This is a genomic window from Candidatus Binataceae bacterium (assembly GCA_035308025.1).
In the GTDB taxonomy this organism is placed as follows: domain Bacteria; phylum Desulfobacterota; class Binatia; order Binatales; family Binataceae; genus JAJPHI01.
In genome coordinates this window covers 69,585-90,793 of record DATGHL010000045.1, presented here as the reverse complement: position 1 = coordinate 90,793, position 21,209 = coordinate 69,585, and the positions used below count along the sequence as shown (strand labels likewise).

Genomic DNA, 21,209 nt, shown 5'->3' with positions numbered 1-21,209 from the left:
AGCTCAACGGCTTCATGTTCGATCAGGTTACCGTTGCGTCCCCGGCCTCCGGCGCGGTCGCTTCGAGTTCGCGGCCGGCGGTCTCCGGAAAGAGGATTAGCATAAGGATGGCCGCGGCGAACCAAAAACCCAGCAACCAGCGGATCGCCCGCCAATGGCTGCCTGCCGCACTATAGAAGATCGTCTCGAGCATCAGGCCGATCGCGCCGCCGCCCGACTTCGCCACCATCAGCGCACTGCCCGCAGCGGCGCGCTGCGAGGTCGGGAAGAGCTCCGTGCCGTAGGCGTTAAGGATGGTCATCGTGGCCTGTTCGCAGAACAGCCAGGCAATCCAGTAGGCGCTCACCCAACGGCCGCCGACCGAATAGATCATCAGTTGCAGGGCAGGTCCGCCGAGCATGAAGGCCACGCCCATCGTCCGCCGCCCGAAGCGATCGCTGGCGCGGCCCGCGACGATGCTGCCGAGAATCCCGATCGCGCCGCCGAAAACATAGAGCGAAGAGACATTCGCCGGCGACCAATGCAGCACTTCCTGCAAATACTTGGGGATAAAGACGTTCGCGGGTGATGCGCCCAGCGTATAGAGAAACCAGACGCCCCCGATGGACGCCAAGCGGCCCGGGTAGGCTCTGCCGAGCGCGACAATCGGCGCGAAGACGCTGGGCGGGCGGCGGCCGGCTGCGACTTCCGCATCAAAGCGCCGGCTCTCGGGCAGCGCCCGCCGAAGCGGGATCAACAGGAAAAGTGGAATCAGCGCCAAGGTGTACAATCCACGCCAGCCGAAGGGCATAACCGTGATAAATGCGAAGACGATCGCGGCGAGGCCGTAGCCACAGATCGCGAGCGCCTCCCACAGTCCAATCGCCCAGCCGCGCACGGCGGCGTCCATCTCCTCGGCAAGAAGCACCAGCGAGATAGTCACCTCGCTGCCGGAAAAAATCCGCGCGAGCACCTGCGCGGCGATGAAGCTGCGCGCGCCGGGCGCAAAGGCGCTCAAGCCGGTAAAGATGGTGTAGCCCGCAATCGTATAGAGCAGTAGCCGGCGGCGGCCATAGACGTCGGCGAGCGGCGCGATCAGCATCGCGCCCAGATTGCCCAGGCGCACCGCAGAGAACATCGCGCCCAGGCTCGCCTCGGCGATCCCGAGGCCTTGCTGAATCTGCTTCAGCGCGAGGCTCAGCAGCGCGCTGTCGTAGTTGTCGAAATATCCGGCGGTGGTGGAAATCCAGAAAACCCGCCACTGGCGCGGCGTGAAAGGCGGGAGGCGCCGCGCGATGAAAGGGAAGCGCGTGCGAGGGGCTGCGCGGGCCGCCTCTGCGGCCGTCTCGAGGCTGGTAATCGGATCCATCCGGGGGTGGGCTTTCAGGCGATCGCGACGCGCAAGTCGGCGAGTCCGCGCAGAAAATATGAGCCCTTGTATTTCGGCTCGAGGGCGGCATCGAGCGGGCTTAAGTGCGGGAAGCGCGCGAGCATCGCGGTAAATGCGATCGTGCCCTCCAATCGCGCCAGCGCTGCGCCCAGGCAGAAATGAATGCCGTCGCCGAACGCCAGATGGTCATTCGGATGCCGCGTAATGTCGAACGTCTCTGGATTGGCGAAGTGCGCCGGATCGCGATTCGCCGCGGCCACCACGACAAAGACTGCGGAGTCCGCCTTGATCTCGACGCCGTTGATCACGACGTCCTCTTTCGTGATGCGCACTACGGACTGCGCCGGCGGATCGTAACGCAACATCTCCTCGATCGCGCGCGGCGTCAGGCTCGGATCGACGCGCAAGCGCTCAATTTGTTCGGGATGGCGCATCAGGGCGAGCATGCCGTTGCCGATCAGGTTGGTCGTGGTTTCATTGCCCGCCAGCAACAGCAGAATCACGAAGGCGATCAGTTCCTCTTCGCTCAGCGCGTCACTCTCGTCGCGCGCCGCCACCAGCGCACTGACCAGATCGGGACCCGGACGCTGGCGTCGCTTGGCGATCTCGCCGATGAAAAAATGTCGCAGTGCGGCAAACGCCTCGGCCACGACGGGCGGCAGCGGCGTCCCGGGCAGAGTATTATCAGAATCGATGATCGCGTCAGACCAGGTCTTGAACTTTTCATAGTCGGCCGGCGGTACGCCGAGCATCTCCGCGATCACCATCACGGGCAGCGGCACCGCGAGGTCCGCCATCAGTTCGAATTCACCCTTGGCCGCGGCGTGCTCGAGCAGGTGGGCGGTAAATTCGCGAATCTTGGGCTCGAGGTCGCTGATCCGCCGCGGCGTGAAGGCGCGACTGACCAGCTTGCGCAGTCGCGTATGGGTCGGCGGATCGGCGAAGAGCAGCCGCGGCGCGTCACCGAAGACCTCGACGCGATCTAGCGGACGCACGTCGCTCGAAAAGCGTGCGGGATCGTGCAGGATCGCGACGGCATCGGCATAGCTGCCGATCAGCGCGATCGGAAAGAACATGTTCAAGAGCTGCGGCGGCCGTCCGATGAAGGCCTGGTAGTGCGGATAGGGATTGGCGCGGAAGCCCTCGTCCCACGGATTGAAGTAAATCTGTTCGCTCATTTTCCTCGACCGGCGTTGCCGCAATTCACTAATTAAGAATCTTGACGCAGGTCCAGGGGGCGGGCGAGTCCGCGAGCCGCGGCCTCGATCAAAACTCGCCTGCGCGCTCCGCGCGGCAATCGACCTTTACGCGCGTCGCAGACTCCGCCGCCCCCCGGCTCCACTAGCGTCCGCAAAAGCGTGGCGGTCGCTTCTCGAGGAATGCGCGGACGCCTTCCTTATAGTCCTCGCTGTCGAAGCATCGCGCGACCATCGCGGCGATCTTCTGCTGGTCCTGATCAATGGCGTCCTTCAACCCTTCGCGAATCGTCGCCTTCGCCGCGGCCATGGTGAGCGGGGCGTTGGCGGCCATGCGCGTTGCGTAATCGCGGACGTTCGCTTCGAGCTCTTCCGGCTCGACCAGCCGATTGAGCAGCCCCATCTGGAGCGCCTCTTCGGCGCCGAAGGTCCGCGCCGACATGAGGATATCGCGGGCGTTCGCGGGACCCGCGATTTGCGACAGCGTGCGCACGCCGTCGAGCGGATAGGCGAGCCCCAGCCGCGCCGCCGGAATCCCGAAGCGCGTCCCCCGCGCCGCGATGCGAATATCGCAGGAGAGCGCGACTTGTAGTCCGCCGCCCATGCAGATGCCCGCGATCATCGCGACCACCGGCTTCGCGCTGTGGCTCAAAGCGTCGGTGGCGTTGCCCGGCGCCGAACGATAGCTGCGCGCCTGCTCGGCGTTTGCCCGATGACTCGGGAACTCGGAGATGTCCGCGCCCGAGATAAAGGCCTCGCGCGACACGCCGCGCATGATGATCACGCGCACGGCCGGATCGGCGTTGAGTTCTTCCGTCGCCGCGACGATGCCGCGCCAGGCCGCGAAGTTCAGCGCGTTGCGCTTCTCCGGACGGTTGATAACGATCCAGCCGAGGGGCGCCTCGTGCTCGACCAATACCGGGTTTTCGCTCTTCGCGTTGCTCATCGTCAAAGCCTCATAGCGCTGCGCGCGCCTCGTTGAATCGCGTTCTAATCTTTGAGCACATTTGCGAACTGCTCGAAAGCCGAGCAGCCTGCGAGCCGCAAACGAACCGCGCACTGCTTGAGCGGCTCCCAAGCTGAATATACCTTCCTTGCCCATGTCGAGATCAAAAAAGAGCCTGCGTTCGCGAATCACCCTACTCGTAACCGCCGTCGCCGCCGTGAGCGCAACCACGCTGCTTTTTGTCGTTTCGGCCGGGGCCGCCGATCAGGTCGCGTCGATCAGCGCCGGCGACACGGCCTGGGTGCTGACCTCTTCGGCCTTCGTCCTGATGATGACAGCGCCGGGACTGGCGCTGTTTTATGCCGGCATGGTGCGGCGCAAGAACGTCCTCGCCACACTCATGCAAAGCTTTTTTCTGGTCGCCTTGATCTCGGTGCAGTGGGCGCTGTTCGGCTACAGCCTGGCCTTCTCGCCCTGGCACGGGCTTATCGGCGGCCTGCAGTGGGCGAGTCTGGCGAACGTCAGCGCAACCCAAGCTTATCCTTGGTATGCGCCAACGATTCCACATCAGGCCTACATGGTGTTTCAGTGCATGTTCGCTGTAATTACGCCGGCGCTGATCACCGGGGCCTTCGCCGAGCGGATTTCTTTCAAAGGGTTTGTGGTTTTCAGCATGCTCTGGACCACTCTGATATATGACCCGCTCGCGCATTGGGTGTGGGCGGTTGACGGCTGGCTGCATCAACTCGGCGCGCTCGATTTTGCGGGTGGCACCGTCGTCCACATCTCGTCCGGCGTTTCCGCGCTCGCCGCGGTTCTGATGATCGGACGCCGCCGCGGCTATCCGCATGAGCCGGTCCACCCAAACAATTTGACGATGACCTTAACCGGGGCCGGGCTGCTTTGGGTCGGATGGTTCGGCTTCAATGCCGGCAGTGCGCTTGCCGCCAACGGTCTGGCGGTTTCCGCCTTTGTCGCAACCAACCTTGGGGCAGCGGCGGCGACGCTATCATGGATCTGCGTGGAATGGTGGCTTTCCGGCAAGCCGACTGTGTTGGGAGCCGCGAGCGGGGCCGTAGCTGGTTTGGTCGCAATTACGCCCGGCTCCGGCTTTGTTGGGCCGATGTCCGCGATCGTTATCGGCCTGATAGCCGGAGCGCTCTGCTATGGCGCTGTGAGGATAAAGTCGTGGTTTTTCTACGACGACGCGCTGGACGTTGTCGGAGTGCATGGAGTAGGCGGGATTTGGGGTGCGCTGGCAACGGGGCTCTTCGCCAACGTCGCGGTCAATTCTGCGGGCGCCAACGGGCTCTTTTATGGTAATCCGCACCAATTCCTGATTCAGGTTGTGGCGGTCGCCGCGAGCGTCTTGTTTGCCTTTGGCGGTAGCCTGATCCTGCTCAAGATCACCGACGCCTTGGTCGGTTTGCGCGTGGACGCCGAAGCCGAGCAACTTGGCCTCGACCTCAGCGAACACGAAGAGAATGCGTATGCCCTGGAAGCGTGATGATGGGCGCGGTGCCGAGACTCTCTGACCTCGCGCTGCTCAGAGCCCGATCAGGTTCGCCTTGTCGATTACGTTGCGGATGATCCGCACTGAGGCGGCGTCGATCATCACGCCGTCGAAGGTGACCGCGCCGAGGCCCTCGGCTTCGGCCTTGGCGTAAGCGGCTTCGAGCTGGCGCGCGCGATCGATCTCTTCTTGCGATGGCGAGAACATCTCGTTGGCTAATTCAATCTGGCTCGGATGGATCGCCCACTTGCCCGCAAAACCCATCGTCGCCGAGCGGATCGCCTCCTCGCGATAGCCCGCCGGGTTCTTGAAGTCCGCATAGGGGCCGTCGATCGCTTCGATGCCGGCGGCGCGCGCCGCGACGACGATCTTGCTGCGCGCGTAGTGCCAGATGTCGCCCGGGTAGGTCGTGATCGAGCCGCCGATAGTCTTTCCCATCCGCACGCCCTGCGAAGCACTGAAATCGCCCGGCCCGAAGATAATCGCCTCCAGCCGTCGCGACGATTTCGCGATCTCCTCGACGTTGATTAGCGCCTCGACCTCCTCGATCAGGCATTCGAGCGCGATCTTGTGCTTGCGCTTGAGCCGCGTCTCGATCTGCGTCAGCAGGGTATCGACCCAGAAGATGTCGCGCGCCGCCTTGACCTTCGGAATGATGATCACGTCGAGCTGCTCGCCCGCATTCTCGGCGACTTCGATCACGTCCTGGTAGGCGTACTCGGTCTCGATATTGTTCATGCGGACGGCGCGAGTTTTTCTGCCCCAGTCGAGGGTCTTGAGCGCTTTGATCACTTTGCCGCGCGCCTCAACCTTCTGGTTGGGCGCGACCGCGTCTTCGAGATCGAGAAAAACCACGTCGGCGTTCGAGCCGAGTGCCTTTTCGATCATCTTTTCATTACTGCCCGGGGTCGACAGCTCGCATCGGCGTAAGCGCATCGCAGGTTCTCCGTGGGGAAAGTCAGCGTGGAAGTTAGCGGCGTTTTTTCGGCCGGTTCTTTGGCCTGAATTTGACGCCTTTCAACGAGCGCGGCGCCTTGATCGCCGCGGGCAGCGCGCGCTTGACCGCACGCCGCTGCGCTTTCGCCGCCGGACGCCGCCGTGTGACCGGCGCTGCAATCGCCACCTCGTCGTGGAGGGCGAGTCCGTCGGTCGTGAACGAGCGTTTTTTGATCAGCGTCGTGCGTTCGCCCTCGAAGACGGTCTCATTGCGCTGATTCACTCCCCAGTGGCGGAAATGGACCAGCCCGACTTCGCGATGACCGCGCGCGTCGGCGGGCTCTGCTTCTTTCGCAACGACTTCGGTAAACGCGTAGAGCGTATCGCCGTGCAGGACCGGGACGCGGAAGCGCACCTTATCAAGCCCGACCTCCTCGACCGCGTTCTCGCCCGTATCCTGCATCGCAAGGCCAATCACGATCGACGCCGTGACGCCGCCGAAAACGATCCGATGCTTTTGCGGCAGCGACTCCGACAGATGCTCGTTGAAGTGCGCCTGGGCGGTGTTGAGCACGAGATTCGTGATGAGCACGTTCTCGAGTCCCTCGACGGTCTTGCCGCGAGCGTGTTCGAAAACGTCGCCGAGGTTGAAATCCTCGAAGTAATTATTGCGCGCCGTCAGCGCGGCCGCCTCGATACTCATTCGGGCATCCCTCCGAGCAGGCGATCCGAGATGATCCGCAGTTGAATTTGCGACGTCCCCTCAAAGATTTTCGTCAGCCGCGCGTCCCGCCAGTAGCGCTCGAGCGGGAGGTCCTTGGTGTAGCCGTAGCCGCCGTGAATCTGCAAACCGTCGCTGGTCACCCGCTCCGCCATCTCAGTAGCGAACCACTTGACCATCGAGGCTTCCTTGTCACAGCGTTTCTTGCTGTCAACGTCGCTGGCGACGGCGTACATCAATGCGCGCGCCGCCTCGATATTCGCCGCCATCTCGGCGAGTTTGAAGCGAATCGCCTGGAATTCCGCGATCGGCCGTTTGAACTGCGAGCGACGGGTCGCATAGACCAGCGAGTCCTCGAGTGAGCCGCGCGCCAGCCCGATCGCCCGCGCCGCAGTATGCACGCGGGCGACTTCGAGAAACGCCATCATCGTGTAAAAGCCGCGGCCCTCGCCGCCGAGCATCGTCGTGGCCGGGATGCGGCAGTTGTCGAAGTGCAGCTCCCAGGTCCGCCAACCGAAATAGCCGATCTTGCGGATCGGCGTCCCGCTGCATCCGGGCGGCAGCTTGCCGCGCTCCTTCTCGATCATGAATTGCGTGATGCCGACATGGCGGCGCTTGCCCTCGGGCGGCGAGGTCCGTGCAAACAGATGGATGAAGTCGGCGCCGTCGGCAAAAGTGCACCAAGTCTTGGTGCCGTTGATGACGTAGTCGTCGCCGTCGCGCGTCGCGCGGCACGAGACGTTGGCGAGGTCCGAGCCGGCGTCGGGCTCCGAGAGCGAGAAGGCGCCGAGGAACTCGCCGCGCGCCATCTTCGGAAAATACAGCTTTTTCTGTTCCTCCGTGATGTCGCCCCAGATGCCGTTGCCGCGCGCGATGATGCTCGCGACGCTCATCCAGCCGCGCGCCAGCTCCTCGGCCACCAGCGCGTACTCGAAGCAGCCGAGCCCCAGCCCGCCGTAGTCCTCGGGAATCAGGATGCCGAAGTAGCCGAGCTCGCCCATCTTGTTGCGCAGCTCCATCGGGATGTCGCCCTCGACCGGGTCGAGCTTGTTGGCGACCGGCAGAACTTCGTTCATGGCGAAGTTGCGCGCCGCATCCTGAATCATGCTGCGTTCTTCGGTCATATAACTCATGCGCCCGGACCTCGCTTCGGAATCAGGTTGGAGCGGCGGAAATCGACGACGCGAATTTCACCGTCTGACTTATTGCCAAGTTCGTCAATCAAAAAGCCCTCTGTATGCCAGCTCACGATCCCGTGTTCGGGACGGCTCGCCGATTCCCGCTTATCGACCACCGTGCTGCGCGCGATAAGCGTCGCCCCAGGATAGACCGGTCGATGGAACGTCAGGCTATCGACGCCCAGGAACAGCCCGCCCGCCTCGCTGAGATCCTCGACCGAAAGTCCGAAAACCGTTGCAAAAACCAGCATCGGATTCACCACCGGTTGGCGATGGCCATGCGCGCGCGCATACGGCGCGTTGAAATAGAGCGGGTTGTAGCTCAGCGTCAGGGTTGTGAAGAGGGCATTGTCGCTCGGATTCAAAGTGCGCCCCCAGTGATGCGCAAAGACTTGGCCGAGGGTGAAATCCTCGAACAGATTGCCCTTCGGGAGCTTCTTTGCCCGCGAGCGGAAATCGTCACTCATCGCCACGCTCCATGCGTCCTAACCTTATGGCTTGCCTGGAACTTCCGCCTTTTGTCGCGAGACGGAAAGCTGCTGCGCCCGTAACTCTGCCATGCTCGGCAGCTTTGCTCAAATCCTCACGCCCGCGCTTCTGCACCTGACTCCCGCGGCTAGAAAAGTCAGCTTGGCAGCCGGTGCGGCCCGTGATAGCTCCGATCGGGAGGTCTGCTCTTATGCGCATCATCAGACGAGGACTCGCCCGTGTACTCACGGTGGCGGCGCCCTTCGCGCTCACGATTCTGGCGGCCGGTTACTACGCGCCGGCGGCGCGCGCGTTCGATCTCTCGCAACTGCTGGGTCATGAAGACAACGATCCGACGCTCGAAACCTTCTCGATTATCCACGTCGCCGATTTGAAGGCGATGATGAACGATACCAAGTCGCCGGTGCACATCTATGACGCTAACGGCGCCTCCACGCGCGCAGAGTATGGGGTGATTCCGGCCGCAACCCTGCTGAGTTCCGACAACAAATACGACCTTGCCGTACTGCCGCAAGACAAAAAGGCGAAGCTGGTCTTCTATTGCGCGAACACTCTTTGAACGGCGTCGCATGAGGCCGCCCGGCGGGCGGTCAAAGCCGGCTACGAAAACGTCAGTGTGATGGCCGACGGTATCAAGGGGTGGAAGCAGGCGGGCCAGCCGACCACGCTCGTGAGCGGCAGCGAGGGCCACGCCTCGTAGTTTCTGCACACGATTCTGGGGCCGCAGGCGAGCGCGTCACGCTTGCGGCGATTCGGATATAGTCGCGACGTGTCCGAGCCTGCGCCTAGACCCGCTGCACGGTCTCTGCTTGCGCAGCGCGAGCTGACGGTTCGCGCCTTCATTCTCGGCGCGATCCTCGCGTTAATCCTCGGCGCGGCCAATGCCTATCTCGGGCTTTACGCCGGCATGACGGTCTCAGCGAGCATTCCGGCAGCCGTCATCTCGATGGCGCTGCTGCGCCTTCTCGGACGCGCGACTATGCTCGAGAACAACGTCGTCCAGACCGTCGCCTCCGCGGGCGAGGCAGTCGCTGCAGGCGCGATCTTCACCTTCCCCGCGCGACTCATCCCGAATTGCGCGGACTCGCGGCGGCCGCCGCCGCGCAAAAAATCTGGAACGAACAGACGCGCTATCTCGGCGTCGGCGCGATGTGGTCGGCGGGGCGGCAACCTTGTGGCGCTTGCGCCGCTCCATCACGGGCGGGATCGCGGAGAGTTCGCGCCTGATGCGCGCAGGCGACGCCGCGGCGCGCGTCCCGCGCGAGGCCCTCGACCTGCCGCCGCGGGTCATCGCGATCGCGGTCGCGCTCTGCCTGCCGGCGATCACCGTCATCATTTACCGTTTGAGCGGCAGCCTCGGGCTCAGCGTGGCGCTCGCGCTGCTGCTCGTGCTGATCGGATTTTTTGCGTCAGCCGTCGCCGGCTATCTGACCGGCGTGGTCGGAGCCTCGAACAATCCGGTCTCGGGCGTGACGATTATAGTGCTGCTGGCGATCGCCCTGATGCTCAAATTGGGCGGCGTGAGCGCCGCGCTCGGGCCGCGCCTCGCGATCCTCTCCGGCGCGGTGGTTTGTGTCGCGGCCGCGATGGCCGGCGACTCCCTGCACGATCTCGCCACCGGGTTTCATTTGCGCGCGACGCCGCGCGCGCTCGAAATCGCGGTGCTCAGCGGCGCCGCCGTCTCGGCCTTCGTGATGGCGCCGATTCTGAATCTGCTGATCCGCGCCTACGGCATCGCCGGAACGCCGGCCGCCGGCGCGCACGCACTCTCCGCACCCCAGGCTTTCCTGATGGCCAAGGTGGCTGACGGCGTCTTCTTCGGCGGTCTGCCGTGGGGCACGATCGCGGTGGGCGCGGCGCTCGCGACCATGCTCCTGATCAGCGATCGCGCCTTGGATCGAGGCGGCTATGGCTGGCGCACGCCGGTGATGCCGGTGGCGATCGGGCTGTACCTGCCCTTCGGACTCGGAGTGACAATTCTCGCCGGTGCGCTTGGGGGGCTGCTCTTCCGTCGGCAGCGCGACGCACAGGCGGGCCCGGGGCTTCTGATTGCGGCCGGCATGATCGCGGGCGAAGCGTTGACCGGGGTCGCGAGCGGCGCACTGATCACGGCCGGTATCAGGCTGCCACTGTTCTAGCGCGCCCGGACGGACACCCCAAGATTTCCTACCTCTCACGCCTGGGAACCGATACGTATGTCAGCGAGTTAGGGGATCATAGGCTAATCCGACGTTCATGCGATTGTCGGAGGGTTCGCGTGGGCATCGAAAGGAGAAAAAGTCGATATTGACAGTTGATTTTTTTTATCCGTATAAATTCCTCCGGAGCGGCCTCAAAGCCGATCTTGCTCCAAAGTGCGCTCGTGGGGACTGAAAACTGCCTTGCCGCGACCTCGCGAGAGTTCGGCAAGGGCCTCAACCGAACAGGGGAGACATATGATGAAGTGTTTAGGCCGCTTAATGGCAATCGGGCTGGTTATTGCCCTATTGCCCTCGCTGGGCTGGTCGCAATCGACCGACCGCAGTGAAATTGATGCATGGCTGAAGGGATCGGCGACTCAGGCGGACGTTCCGATCGGCACGAAGATCACCGCCGCCAACTGGCAGCAGTTCCAGTACGCGATGCCACTCGGCATGGATAAGCTGTGGGAGGGCAAGTATTTCTGGAAAATGCCTCCCGGAGCTGAGATCGATGTCGCAGCGGCGAAGTATAACGCCTTGCCGAAGAGCTGGCTGGATGCGACCGAAAAGTATGGCGCGCAGACTACGGTAGAAGTCCTACCCAATGGCCATTACGTGATGCATAACTATCACGGCGGAACGCCCTTTCCGAATCCGCAGGAGCCCAACAAGGGCTGGAAAATCCTCGCCAACACCTTCTGGGCCTACCAGCCGGCGGTTTACGTGAATGCAGTCGGGGACAATTATGGCTCGGTGTGGGCGCTGGATCGTTACGGCAACGTTAATCAGACCAAGCTTGACGTGGTCTATCGCTGGAGCGACTACATTACTGACCCGAACTTTCCGACGACTCTGAACTATGCCCCGGGCACCTGGTACACCGAGTGGCTGATGGAAGAATCACCGGAACAGGCGCGTTACACGGCGTCGCTCAACCTGTTCTACACCGATCAGGAAAAGGCTCCCTTCCCGGACACCTACGTGTTCGTGCCGGCGCTGCGCCGTTCACTGCGCTTGGCCAGCACCGCGCGCTGCTCGCCGGTGTTCGGCTTTGACTGGACTTACGATGATGCGAAGACCAATGGCTTCAACGGCAGCACCTCGATCTATACCGGTAACTTCCTCGGCGACCGCAAGCTGCTGACGCTGGCGCACTTCAATCAGGATGGCGCGATCTTCCCTGACGGCTACCTGATGCCGCTGGGCTTCCCGAAGCCGAGTTGGGGCGCGTGGGAACAGCGTCCGCATGCGATTGCTGACGTGACCCGCATACCAAGCGAAGCGGCGGGCTACTGCTATTCGAGCCGCATCCTCTACGCGGATCGCGAGCACTGGAATGGCAACTGGGTTGATCTGTTCGACTCGAACCACAAGCTGTGGAAGTCAATTGCGTATTACAACGACGCGTCGGACAACGTACCCGGGCTTGGTCATAGCTGGGACGGCGTTTCCTCGATGGCGATGGATTTCCAGAATGGCCATCAGACCATCTGGTCGGGATTTGGCAATGACAAGAAGATCAAGCCTTATCTCGGCATCAACGCGCCCAAGGAATACCTCGACGGCGTCAAGTATGGCAGTCCGTCAGGTCTTCAGATGATCATGCGTTAACTACGAACTGAACGTCGGCCCTGGCCGCGAAGCCGGGTCGATCAGGCCACTAGCAAATGGGGCGCGTCCTTTACGGACGCGCCCCATTCTTTTGTTCGCAGCGGCGCTTAACTCAGCAGCGACTTCGCCACGGTCTCGCGATGGATCGGGGCGTTGCCCAGATTAGCCTCGCCCGCCAGTGCGCGACGATGATAAAGGTGCATGTCGTGCTCCCAGGTAAAGCCGATACCGCCGTGCACCTGGATCGCCTCCGAGGTGACATTCTTCGCCATGTCGGACGCGTAAGCCTTCGCCATCGGGACCGCGGTGCCGGCCTCGGGCACGCGCTCGTCAACCGTCCAGGCGGCGTAATAGGCCAGCGATCGCGCGTTCTCGACTGCGACCATCATATCGACGCACTTGTGCTTGATCGCCTGAAACGAACCGATCGGCTTGCCGAACTGAACGCGGGTTTTCGCGTACTCGACCGCGATATCCAGCGCCTTTTGCGCTGTCCCGACCATCTCGGTGGAGAGCGCCGCCGTCGCGACGTCGAGCACCCGCGCCAGCACCGTCCAGCCCTCGTTTTCCTTGCCGATCACTGTGTCGGCCTGAACCTGATCGAATTTCACATGACATACGCGCCGCGTCATATCGACGGTCTTGAGCTGGGTGATGATGACGCCCTTCTCCGTCGTCGGAACGCATAGCAGCGTGATACCGTTCTGCCCGGTGCCGGAGCCTGTTCGCGCCGCCACCACGATCGCGTCGGCGACCTGGGCGTCGGGAACGAAGAACTTTTCGCCGCTGAGCGTATAGCCCGCGCCCTTTTTCGCTGCCTTGAGCTCGATCCCGCCGGCATCAAAACGCCCCGCCGCTTCGGCGATCGCGACGGTGGCGATAAACTTGCCCTCGGCCATCTTGGGCAAAAATTCTTTCTTCAGTGCGTCGGAAGCGCCTTCGAGAAAGACCGGAGCGCCGAGCAGCGCGGCGGCGAAGAATGGCCCAGGAATCAGCGCCTTGCCGAGCTCCTCGACGATCACCGTCATATCGAGGAACGTGCCGTCGGCGCCGCCATATTGCGCGGGAATCAGCAGGCCCGGCCAACCCTGGCCGACCAGCTTGCTCCAGAAGGCGGCGTCGTGAGCCGTCGGGTCAGCCATCATCTGCCGGACAAATTTGGTCGAACAATTGTCGGCGAGAAACCGTTTGGCCGCGTCGCGCAACATTTCCTGTTCTTCTGAAAAGCCAAAATCCAAGTCGCTCGTCCTCCGTTGATGGTTTTTCCCTGGGGCAAAAACGCCGGCGATGCCGGCGTGATGATCGAGAATTAACTAACCACTATCGCGCGCGTGACTGCAAGCGCGGACTCGCCTTCTCGCTCTTCCGCGAAACGCTGGTGTTAATGTATCGCGACCAGATAGATCGCCATCGCCACCCCGCACAGCGCCAGGCTCACAGGCACCAACGTCGCGATCAGCGACGGACGTCCGACGACCTCGCGCCCCTGATTGAGGCGAGCGAGGAGACCGCGATAATGAAGCATCGAGTAAAGATTTACGAACACTCCGATCACGATCAGTCCGGTGCCAAGACCGAGTGAGAAGCCGAATGAACTGATGCGAAACTCCGGATGGGTCTCGCCCAATTCCTTGAGAAAGAGCCCGAAGCGCGCGACCACGAAGCCGAAGCCCATTAAAGCCAATCCGGTGCGGATCCAGGCCAGGAAGGTTCGCTCCGCGGCGAAATAAACCCGCGGATCTCTTTTCGGCGGAGGCTCGGGTGGCCGCCCCGCCGCTTCGCAGAGCGCACCGGCGGCGCGACCGCTGGGCGCGAGCTGACTCATGCCGGCGGCTCCGAGATCAGCGCCAACACGCCGCTGTACTGGAGCAGTCCGGCAGCGCCGGCAAGCGGCCCAATCTCGAATCCGGTAAAGAGCCCGGCGATCGGAAGGTCGCCGAAGTGCTGCCCGATATAGGCGGAATCGTGATCCGGCAGGTTGTAGAGTCCGGAGCCCCGCGAAACGCAATTGAAGTAGAGTCCGAAAGCCGGCCTTGGCTGACCCGGCGCGCTCAGCATTTCGAGCATCGCTTTGAGTTCGTTGCGCGACCGTTCGGCATCGCGCAGAACAAAGCCCACGCGATCGCCGACCGCGGGCCGATGCGCCACGGCGAGCGCGCCATGCTCGGCGCTGACTCCGGTGATGTTGCGCACGAAAAAGGCGCCGCGCTCAAGGCGTTCGGCGGCCGGTGCGACCGGCACGCCGAGAAACATAAACGCCGAGGCTCGACGAATATCACTCATCAAGGGACCGGCGGCTTCGGCGAAAACGTCATAGGCGCGCCGCCCGTCAAGTTCGAGAATTACATTGTCGCGCGCTGCGGTTACGCGGCGGATCGGCCCAATCGGTGCGCAGGCCAGCGCCGCGCCGACGCTGACGTGAAGGTCGCCGGCAAGCAGCGTCGCGGAGACCGAATTCGAGCTGACGACGTCGCCGCAGAACTGAAAAGTCTCGCCAATTGCGCCGTCCTCGCTGGCGCCGCCGCCGACCAGAGTCACGCCCGGCAGCTCGGCTGCGAGCGTCGCGATGAACGGTTCGGGTTCGAGGTTGTAAGTGTCGGCGAAGAGGCAGAGCAGATTGTTCGGGCCGAGCCGCGGGCGCACCGCCACCGCCAGTTCGAGTGCGACTTCGCGCGAGCGCTGCCGTAATTGCGGCACGAAAAACCGCGAAACCGTAATCTCCTCGGCGCCCATCACCAAAGCCGCGACGCCGTGACCTGATTCGATCTCGCGGCCGCCGGCGATTACGCCGATACTGCCGCAGCCCGCCACCTCGGCCGTCCCGGCTACTTCCCCTACCGTGCGCACCAGCAGCGGGAAAGCGCCGCCGTGCTTGCTGCTGGCAAAACAGATGACGGCGTCGGCCGTGCGCAGCCCGGCATTTCGCAGCGCCGACTGCGTCGCTTCCACTGCCGCGGTCCGTGGATTAGCGGCGACCGAATAACCTGCGCCCGCACGTATCATGAACCCTCTCCCGGCTGCTGCGAGCCGCTCCGCCCCTGCTCCCAGAACGAGCTTTACAGAATCGCGGCGGCGCGAGAAGGGTCCCGTGCCGCGTCGTTGCCTCGATGATCCGGTTGCGCTAGCGTCCAAGGCGGTTCGTGATGATTAGAGGGTTCGGGCACGACGCCTCAAGACGCCGGCGCGTCATCGTTTTTGCCGGCGCGGCATTGCTTCTGCTCGTGCAGTCCTTTGCGGCCGCGCATTATCATCAGCACGATCCGCGCCGTGGGCTGACGCAAAACACTCGCGTCACCGAGACCGACGTCCTCTGCGCGGTCTGCGCCTTTCATCTCCACTCGCCACCAAACCCGAATGCCGCGTCGGCGCTGGCGGACGCTTCGATCTCGAAGTATCGAATCGCCGCGGAGTCTAACGGCGAGCTGGTCGCCACCTTCATCGCACGCCCCGCCTCCCGAGCTCCTCCCGTCCCCGCGTAGCTTCCCTCTTTCTGAATCATTGAAGTTTTGCCCGTGCCTGGCGCTGGGCGAGTATTGCGTCCCGCGGCGGTTGGAGAGCTTATGCGGAAACTGAAATGCGGAGTGGCGCTCGCCTTGATGGTCGCACTGAATCTTCGATGCCACCAGCCATCCGGCAGAGGCAACCGCGAGTAGTATCATCAGCGGCGCCATAAAGGACGCGCTTGGCCGGCCGCTCGCCGACGCCGAAGTGATTTTGCAGACAGGCGACGGCAAGATCGTTCAGCGCGCCAAAAGCGATCAAAGCGGACATTTCCGATTCGCCAACGTAGCGGCGGGGAGCTATGCCGTGGTCGCGAACAAGTCAGGCTTCCGCACCGGTGCGGCCAGCGTCGAGGCGCGCGCGGGGTGCGAAGCCGCTCGAGATCGCGCTCGAGGCCGAAGCGGCCTTGAGCCTGAAAGTTGCGGCGAAAGGCTCGAGGTCGCGCGTAATGGATTGAATCCTGAGACCGGCGGCAGCGTCTATCGCTTCAGCCAGCAGGCTATTCAGGCTTTGCCGCAAGGCGGCAACACCTCGACCAACAGTCTACTGTTGCAGGCGCCGGGCGTGGCGCAGGATTCCTTCGGACAGATTCACATCCGCGGTGAACACGGCGAAATTCAATATCGGATTAATGGGGTCGAATTGCCCGAAGGGGTGGTCAGCGGATTCTCCCAGACCTTCAGTCCGCGCTTCGCGCAGAGCATCTCACTGCTCGAAGGCGCGCTGCCTGCGCAGTACGGTTATCACACGGCGGGAGTTGTCCAGATTCAAACGAAAAGCGGGGACAGTCTGAACGGCGGCGATATCGAAATGTATGGCGGCCAGCGCTACACCCTCTTGCCGAGCTTCGAGGTCGGCGGGTCGCAAGGCAAGCTGAGCTACTATGCGACCGGTTTCTACAATCAGAACAGCCGCGGGCTCGAACCGCCGACGCCGGGTCCGCAGGCGATCCATGACTTCGCCACGATCGGCAATGGTTTCGGCTATCTCTCTTATATCCTGAGCCCGACGACGCGGTTGAGCTGGTTCGGCGGGTTTAACGTCTCGAACTATCAGATCCCGGCCAATTCCGATCAGCCGCAGGTGTTCACTTTGGCCGGCGTGCCGAATTTTCCCTCGGCAAATATCCGCGAGACCCAACTCGAGCAGAATTACTACAGTGTCCTGGCGCTGCAGGGCCTGCTCGGCTCAGCGATCGACTATCAGGTGGCGGCCTTCACGAGATACTCGACGTTGTCCTTTCATCCCGATCACGAAGGCGATCTGATCTACAACGGTATCGCGTCGCGCGATTTCCGCGGCGATTGGGCTAGCGGGCTGCAAGGCGACGTCACTTCTCGGGCGCCGGAGCAGCATACGATCCGCGCCGGCTACTACTTCAGCGGCGAGCGCGCCGAAATTGATAATCACGCGCTGGTCTTCCCGGGGGTATCAACCCCGTCACTGGGGTAGTGTTCCAGAGCAGCACCCATCCGACGGCGGTGGTGGATGATACCGCTCTGGTGGCTTGGAATTACGGCGTCTATTTGCAGGACGAGTGGCGCCCAATCAAGAAACTGACGCTCGATTACGGCGTCCGCTTCGATCTCTACGACGGCCTGACGCGTTCGGATCAGTTCAGCCCGCGGGTCGCCGCGATCTATCAACTGTTTGAGGGAACCGCGCTGCATGCCGGGTATGCGCGCTACTTCACGCCGGCGCCGCTGGACGCAGTGTCGGGTGAGGATCTCGTCAAATTCGCCGATACGACCAATGAGCCGATGGTCAAGACCGATACGCATATCGCACCGGAGCGGGCGCACTACTTCGACGCGGGAATCACGCAGAATCTGCCTCACAACGTCAAGGTTGATCTGGACAGCTACTACAAGAAGTCCACTGACCTGCTCGATGAAGGACAGTTTGGCCCCACGCTGGTGTTTACCCCATTTAACTATGCGAAGGGTCGGCAATACGGCGTCGAGTTTACCACCTCGATGAACCCGCTCAAGGACCTGACATTCTATAGTAACTTTGCCTACTCAGTCGCGCAGGGGATCGATATAGTATCCGATCAGTTTCTCTTTAGCGCGCCAGAGCTGGCGTTCATCAAGACCCACTATGTCTTTCTCGACCACGATCAGACCTTCAGCCAGTCGGCGGGAATCACTTATACGCTGCGCGGCTTTCTGTTCACGTTGAACGACATCTACGGCAGCGGGCTGCGCTCGGGCTTCGCCAACACCGGCAACCTGCCATTCTATGTCCAGTTCGACGCCGGCATCGTAAAACCGTTGACGCTCACCTCAGTCGGGAAAGTCGAAGCGCGAGCGGCAGTGATAAACCTGGGCGACTGGATTTATCCGATTCGGAGCGGTTCCGGGATCGGTGTGTTTGCGCCGCAGTTTGGTCCGCGCCGCAGTTTCTATGGCGGGCTCAAATGGTACATCCCGTTTTTCAACCGCCAGGGTTCGATTCAATGAAAATTCCAAAGTTTTCGACGTCAACGGGTGAAGCGCGATGAGTGAACTGGCGGGCGCCTGGGAGGCGCTGAAATTCGGCGGCGCGATGGTCTATCCGCTGCTCTTCCTGGGCGCAGTGGCGATCGCGATCATCCTCTGATCGGGCCGTGAGCTATCAGCGGATGCTGCGGCTGCCGCGCGGCCTTGCGGAACTGGTCGAGACCTACGGCTTCTCATGGTCTGAACTCGAAACGCAGCTCAATGCCATGAATGTCGGCAACGCCTATCGACGCTTCTTCGGGGTGATCGCGGCGAACCGCGAGCGCCCGGCCTGGTGGGTCGAGTCCCGCGCGAGCGACGAGGCGGGCGGCATCGAGAAGGCGCTCGGCCGCGGCCTCTGGGTGCTCGAGACCGTCGTGACGGCGGCGCCGCTGATGGGTCTGCTCGGCACGATCACCGGCATGATGCAGTCATTTCGGGTGATCGGCGCGTCGAGCCTGGTTGCGCCGACACAGGTCACTGCCGGCGTGGCGCAGGCGCTAATCGCGACCGCGCTCGGCTTGCTGATCGCGCTGTTGGCACTGTTTGCCTTCAATTTTTTCTCGCGCCTCCAGTCGCGCGCGCTCGATCAGCTCGAGCGCCTGGGCTCGCGCCTGATCGATCATATTCGGCTCGATCAGGAGACCGAGGCGCAGGAGACCGCTGCCAGCCATCGCGAGATCGCGGTGGTCGCCGGCCGCGGCGCAGTGCGATGAAGCTGGTGAGGTCGCGCGAGTCGCGTCGCGGGCGGATTGAGATCATCCCGATGATCGATGTGATGTTCTTCCTGCTGGTCACCTTCATGCTGGCGTCGCTCTCGATGCAGAGTCTCAACTCGATCACGGTCAACCTGCCACAGGGCGACGCCCCCAACCTGAGCCATCAGGAGCCGGTCACCCTCACGGTTACGAAGGACAGCCGCATCTTTCTCGACAAGACTCCGATCACGATGGCGACGCTGGCCTTCACGCTCAAGGCAATGATGATGGGTCGCGACGCTGGGGTCGTCGTTAACGCCGACGGCGCTGCGCCTGAGGGCGTCGTCGTCGAAGCGATGTTGCAGGCGCGGCGCGCCGGCGTCGAGCATTTTCTGATCGCGGTCAAACGCGATTGAGCGTGACCGTCGAAAACGCGCGCGAGCGGATGATCTCCGCCGGCGAACTCGACCAGCCCTGGCGGCGGATCGCGTGGATTATTCCGCTCGCTGTTATTTTGTGGGCGGGGTTGCTCGCGGCCTTCGGCCTGCTACTGGAAGGGACGGCGCCGCCCCCGCCCGAACTTGCGCCCGCGGAGGTGCGGATCGTTGAGTTACCACCGCCCGCCAAGCTGGCCCCGATTGCGCCGACGCAACCTCATCCGGTGCCCGCCGTGGTACACCACCCCGCAATCGTTCGGCCCCGGACAGCCCACCTGACCAGACCCAAGGTCATGCCCGAAATCGCCCCATCGGAGAATGGCACGGCGAAGAGCAAGACTGAGCCCCGGGCCCCAGCCAGCAGCACGACAGGGCCAAGTGCCGGAGCCCCGCCGAGCAACGCTGCATCGGGCGTCGGCGCTGACAACAACGGGGCGCACGCGATCTTCGAGCCGACCCCGGTTATCCCGGATGATTTACGCGACGCGGTGATAGACACCGTCGCGATCGCGCATTTCAAAGTCGCCGACGACGGCCAAGCCTCCGTCACCCTGACCAAGCCGACCGAGAATCCGCGGCTCAACCAAATCCTGCTCGAGACGCTGGACCAGTGGCGTTTCATGCCGGCGCACAAAAACGGAGTCGCGGTTGGTTCAGAATTCGACGTTCGGATCCCGGTCACCGTCGAGTAGTTCTGCACGCGCACCATTTCCCCACGCTTGCGCGGCTTTACGCAATCGCCCGACTGCACTACAAGTAAGTGTCCGCAACTGTCAAAGCTATCGATACAAAGGAGAGACGAAGCTTATGGCCAATACACTGATCTCGAAACCGATCATTTCCTCCGATTCACACATCATGGAGCCGCCCGACACCTACACCGCGCGGATCGACAAGAAGTACCTCGACACCGCGCCCAAGGTGGTCTGGATGGAGAAGGGCGGCGACACCTACGTCGTTGAGGGGATGAAACAGACCATCCCGATGGGCCTGGTGGCCGCGGCCGGAAAATCCGCCGAGGAGCTGGCGACTGCGGCCGTCTTCGCTAAGTTCGAGGATCTGCCGCGCGGCGCATGGGATCCTGAGGTGCGGATGGCCGATCAGGATCGCGACGGCGTCGCCGCCGAGGTCATCTATCCCAGCGTCGGCATGATTCTCTGCAATCATCCCGACGCCGATTACAAGAAGGCCTGCTTCGACGCCTACAACCTCTGGATCGCCGAGTATTGCGGCGCCCATCCGGATCGGCTGATCGGGCTCGGGCAGACCGCGATGCGCACGCCCGACGAAGGGATCAAAGACCTCGAGCGCGCCAAGGCGATGGGTCTGCGCGGGATGATGATGTCGGGAATTCCGATCATCGAGGACTACGACAGCAAGATTTACGATGAGTTCTGGGAAGCCTCGGTCAGCCTCAAGATGCCGCTTAGCTTCCATATTCTGACCTCGAAGGAGGGCATCGGAAATCCCAATCGCGGGCCCAAGATGAACTCCTTCATGTCGATCATCCGCGGCAACCAGGACATCATCGGGATGTTCATCCTGGGCGGCGTCTTCGAGCGCCATCCGCGATTGCGCATCTCATGCGTCGAAGCGGATGCGGGCTGGGTGCCGCATTTCATGTACCGCCTCGACCACGCTTACGATCGCCATCGCTTCTGGCTGACCGCCGACAAGCTGTCGAAGATGCCCAGCGAGTATTTCCGCGAGAATATCTACACGACCTTCCAGGACGATTGGGTCGCCTTCAAGATGAAGGACATGTGTAATCCGCAACGGCTGATGTGGGCCAATGATTTTCCGCACAGCGACTCGACCTGGCCGAATTCGCAAGAGCTGCTGAAAAAGCATTCGGCCGGGCTCAACGAGCAGGAAAAGAACTGGCTGCTGCACGACAACGTCGCGGAGCTGTACGGCATCTGAGTGCGCGATTGAATTGCGCGATTGAATTGAT

Annotated in this window: 22 protein-coding genes; 11 read left to right on the top strand and 11 right to left on the bottom strand. The window is 62.6% G+C overall.

All coding sequences use genetic code 11. The features are described 5' to 3' along the window. Positions 1-22: 22 nt before the first annotated feature. The 3 genes from VKS22_13745 to VKS22_13735 form a co-directional block, all read right to left on the bottom strand. Positions 23-1,348 (bottom strand): MFS transporter, encoded by a 1,326-nt coding sequence (locus VKS22_13745; GenBank protein HLW71672.1) that lies wholly within the window; start codon positions 1,346-1,348, stop codon positions 23-25. A 14-nt stretch (positions 1,349-1,362) separates the two neighbouring features. After that, positions 1,363-2,547 (bottom strand): cytochrome P450, encoded by a 1,185-nt coding sequence (locus VKS22_13740; protein ID HLW71671.1) that lies wholly within the window; start codon positions 2,545-2,547, stop codon positions 1,363-1,365. Positions 2,548-2,710: 163 nt separating this feature from the next. After that, complete coding sequence (locus VKS22_13735; GenBank protein ID HLW71670.1) at positions 2,711-3,511, bottom strand: enoyl-CoA hydratase; 801 nt, start codon at positions 3,509-3,511, stop codon at positions 2,711-2,713. Positions 3,512-3,665: 154 nt separating this feature from the next. On the opposite strand from VKS22_13735, the gene VKS22_13730 reads away from it, so the two are divergent. Next, positions 3,666-5,018, top strand: a complete 1,353-nt coding sequence (locus VKS22_13730; GenBank protein HLW71669.1) for an ammonium transporter — start codon at positions 3,666-3,668, stop codon at positions 5,016-5,018. A 39-nt stretch (positions 5,019-5,057) separates the two neighbouring features. Here the strand turns inward: VKS22_13730 and VKS22_13725 are convergent, their stop codons facing one another. The 4 genes from VKS22_13725 to VKS22_13710 are packed head-to-tail and all read right to left on the bottom strand — an operon-like array spanning position 5,058 to position 8,326. Continuing rightward, positions 5,058-5,960: a CoA ester lyase gene (locus tag VKS22_13725; GenBank protein HLW71668.1), complete on the bottom strand. Its 903-nt coding sequence runs from the start codon at positions 5,958-5,960 to the stop codon at positions 5,058-5,060. Positions 5,961-5,994: 34 nt separating this feature from the next. Continuing rightward, positions 5,995-6,663 (bottom strand): MaoC family dehydratase, encoded by a 669-nt coding sequence (locus VKS22_13720; protein ID HLW71667.1) that lies wholly within the window; start codon positions 6,661-6,663, stop codon positions 5,995-5,997. Next, on the bottom strand, positions 6,660-7,814 hold the full coding sequence (locus tag VKS22_13715) for an acyl-CoA dehydrogenase family protein (GenBank protein HLW71666.1): 1,155 nt from the start codon (positions 7,812-7,814) through the stop codon (positions 6,660-6,662). Before VKS22_13715 ends, VKS22_13720 begins: the two co-directional genes overlap by 4 nt. Next, positions 7,811-8,326, bottom strand: a complete 516-nt coding sequence (locus VKS22_13710) for a MaoC family dehydratase (GenBank protein ID HLW71665.1) — start codon at positions 8,324-8,326, stop codon at positions 7,811-7,813. Before VKS22_13710 ends, VKS22_13715 begins: the two co-directional genes overlap by 4 nt. 212 nt (positions 8,327-8,538) lie before the next feature. Between VKS22_13710 and VKS22_13705 the strand changes: the two genes are divergently transcribed. Continuing rightward, the gene (locus VKS22_13705) at positions 8,539-8,907 is read left to right on the top strand and encodes a hypothetical protein (protein ID HLW71664.1); all 369 of its coding nucleotides are present in this window, start codon (positions 8,539-8,541) and stop codon (positions 8,905-8,907) included. 338 nt (positions 8,908-9,245) lie between these two features. On the opposite strand, the gene VKS22_13700 is transcribed toward VKS22_13705, so the two are convergent. Then, positions 9,246-9,416 (bottom strand): hypothetical protein, encoded by a 171-nt coding sequence (locus VKS22_13700; protein ID HLW71663.1) that lies wholly within the window; start codon positions 9,414-9,416, stop codon positions 9,246-9,248. A gap of 83 nt (positions 9,417-9,499) precedes the next feature. Here VKS22_13700 and VKS22_13695 point away from each other — a divergent pair, with 83 nt between their 5' ends. After that, a complete protein-coding gene (locus VKS22_13695) occupies positions 9,500-10,486 on the top strand; it encodes an oligopeptide transporter, OPT family (GenBank protein ID HLW71662.1) in 987 nt (328 codons plus the stop codon). A gap of 321 nt (positions 10,487-10,807) precedes the next feature. Further along, entirely contained in the window at positions 10,808-12,139 is a 1,332-nt protein-coding gene (locus VKS22_13690; GenBank protein ID HLW71661.1) for a DUF1329 domain-containing protein, read from the top strand. Positions 12,140-12,246: 107 nt separating this feature from the next. Here VKS22_13690 and VKS22_13685 read toward each other — a convergent pair whose 3' ends face one another. The 3 genes from VKS22_13685 to VKS22_13675 all read right to left on the bottom strand — a co-directional run bounded on the left by VKS22_13685 (position 12,247) and on the right by VKS22_13675 (position 15,142). Further along, on the bottom strand, positions 12,247-13,377 hold the full coding sequence (locus tag VKS22_13685; protein ID HLW71660.1) for an acyl-CoA dehydrogenase family protein: 1,131 nt from the start codon (positions 13,375-13,377) through the stop codon (positions 12,247-12,249). Between the two features lie 143 nt (positions 13,378-13,520). Then, entirely contained in the window at positions 13,521-13,964 is a 444-nt protein-coding gene (locus VKS22_13680; GenBank protein HLW71659.1) for a DUF202 domain-containing protein, read from the bottom strand. Continuing rightward, positions 13,961-15,142, bottom strand: a complete 1,182-nt coding sequence (locus VKS22_13675; protein HLW71658.1) for an FIST N-terminal domain-containing protein — start codon at positions 15,140-15,142, stop codon at positions 13,961-13,963. Before VKS22_13675 ends, VKS22_13680 begins: the two co-directional genes overlap by 4 nt. A gap of 140 nt (positions 15,143-15,282) precedes the next feature. Between VKS22_13675 and VKS22_13670 the strand changes: the two genes are divergently transcribed. The 7 genes from VKS22_13670 to VKS22_13640 all read left to right on the top strand — a co-directional run bounded on the left by VKS22_13670 (position 15,283) and on the right by VKS22_13640 (position 21,178). Then, complete coding sequence (locus VKS22_13670) at positions 15,283-15,618, top strand: hypothetical protein (GenBank protein HLW71657.1); 336 nt, start codon at positions 15,283-15,285, stop codon at positions 15,616-15,618. A 130-nt stretch (positions 15,619-15,748) separates the two neighbouring features. Beyond that, positions 15,749-17,092 carry a TonB-dependent receptor gene (locus tag VKS22_13665; GenBank protein HLW71656.1) on the top strand — a complete coding sequence of 448 codons (1,344 nt, stop codon included), beginning with the start codon at positions 15,749-15,751 and terminating at the stop codon, positions 17,090-17,092. Beyond that, positions 17,092-18,102 (top strand): TonB-dependent receptor, encoded by a 1,011-nt coding sequence (locus VKS22_13660; GenBank protein HLW71655.1) that lies wholly within the window; start codon positions 17,092-17,094, stop codon positions 18,100-18,102. The genes VKS22_13665 and VKS22_13660 overlap by 1 nt, the downstream gene beginning before the upstream one ends. A 146-nt stretch (positions 18,103-18,248) precedes the next feature. Beyond that, positions 18,249-18,836: a MotA/TolQ/ExbB proton channel family protein gene (locus tag VKS22_13655; GenBank protein ID HLW71654.1), complete on the top strand. Its 588-nt coding sequence runs from the start codon at positions 18,249-18,251 to the stop codon at positions 18,834-18,836. Further along, positions 18,833-19,234 carry a biopolymer transporter ExbD gene (locus VKS22_13650; protein ID HLW71653.1) on the top strand — a complete coding sequence of 134 codons (402 nt, stop codon included), beginning with the start codon at positions 18,833-18,835 and terminating at the stop codon, positions 19,232-19,234. Before VKS22_13655 ends, VKS22_13650 begins: the two co-directional genes overlap by 4 nt. 2 nt (positions 19,235-19,236) lie before the next feature. Then, positions 19,237-19,947 (top strand): hypothetical protein, encoded by a 711-nt coding sequence (locus VKS22_13645; GenBank protein ID HLW71652.1) that lies wholly within the window; start codon positions 19,237-19,239, stop codon positions 19,945-19,947. Positions 19,948-20,062: 115 nt separating this feature from the next. Continuing rightward, complete coding sequence (locus VKS22_13640; GenBank protein HLW71651.1) at positions 20,063-21,178, top strand: amidohydrolase family protein; 1,116 nt, start codon at positions 20,063-20,065, stop codon at positions 21,176-21,178. Positions 21,179-21,209 lie beyond the last annotated feature (31 nt).

Excerpts from the sequence above, each read along its gene's own strand:
- VKS22_13745 (HLW71672.1), bottom strand. The coding sequence starts at position 1,348 with ATGGATCCGATTACCAGCCTCGAGACGGCCGCAGAGGCGGCCCGCGCA.
- VKS22_13740 (HLW71671.1), bottom strand. The coding sequence starts at position 2,547 with ATGAGCGAACAGATTTACTTCAATCCGTGGGACGAGGGCTTCCGCGCC.
- VKS22_13735 (HLW71670.1), bottom strand. The coding sequence starts at position 3,511 with ATGAGCAACGCGAAGAGCGAAAACCCGGTATTGGTCGAGCACGAGGCG.
- VKS22_13730 (HLW71669.1), top strand. The coding sequence starts at position 3,666 with ATGTCGAGATCAAAAAAGAGCCTGCGTTCGCGAATCACCCTACTCGTA.
- VKS22_13725 (HLW71668.1), bottom strand. The coding sequence starts at position 5,960 with ATGCGCTTACGCCGATGCGAGCTGTCGACCCCGGGCAGTAATGAAAAG.
- VKS22_13720 (HLW71667.1), bottom strand. The coding sequence starts at position 6,663 with ATGAGTATCGAGGCGGCCGCGCTGACGGCGCGCAATAATTACTTCGAG.
- VKS22_13715 (HLW71666.1), bottom strand. The coding sequence starts at position 7,814 with ATGAGTTATATGACCGAAGAACGCAGCATGATTCAGGATGCGGCGCGC.
- VKS22_13710 (HLW71665.1), bottom strand. The coding sequence starts at position 8,326 with ATGAGTGACGATTTCCGCTCGCGGGCAAAGAAGCTCCCGAAGGGCAAT.
- VKS22_13705 (HLW71664.1), top strand. The coding sequence starts at position 8,539 with ATGCGCATCATCAGACGAGGACTCGCCCGTGTACTCACGGTGGCGGCG.
- VKS22_13700 (HLW71663.1), bottom strand. The coding sequence starts at position 9,416 with ATGAGTCGCGCGGGGAAGGTGAAGATCGCGCCTGCAGCGACTGCCTCG.
- VKS22_13690 (HLW71661.1), top strand. The coding sequence starts at position 10,808 with ATGGCAATCGGGCTGGTTATTGCCCTATTGCCCTCGCTGGGCTGGTCG.
- VKS22_13680 (HLW71659.1), bottom strand. The coding sequence starts at position 13,964 with ATGAGTCAGCTCGCGCCCAGCGGTCGCGCCGCCGGTGCGCTCTGCGAA.
- VKS22_13675 (HLW71658.1), bottom strand. The coding sequence starts at position 15,142 with ATGATACGTGCGGGCGCAGGTTATTCGGTCGCCGCTAATCCACGGACC.
- VKS22_13670 (HLW71657.1), top strand. The coding sequence starts at position 15,283 with ATGATTAGAGGGTTCGGGCACGACGCCTCAAGACGCCGGCGCGTCATC.
- VKS22_13650 (HLW71653.1), top strand. The coding sequence starts at position 18,833 with ATGAAGCTGGTGAGGTCGCGCGAGTCGCGTCGCGGGCGGATTGAGATC.
- VKS22_13640 (HLW71651.1), top strand. The coding sequence starts at position 20,063 with ATGGCCAATACACTGATCTCGAAACCGATCATTTCCTCCGATTCACAC.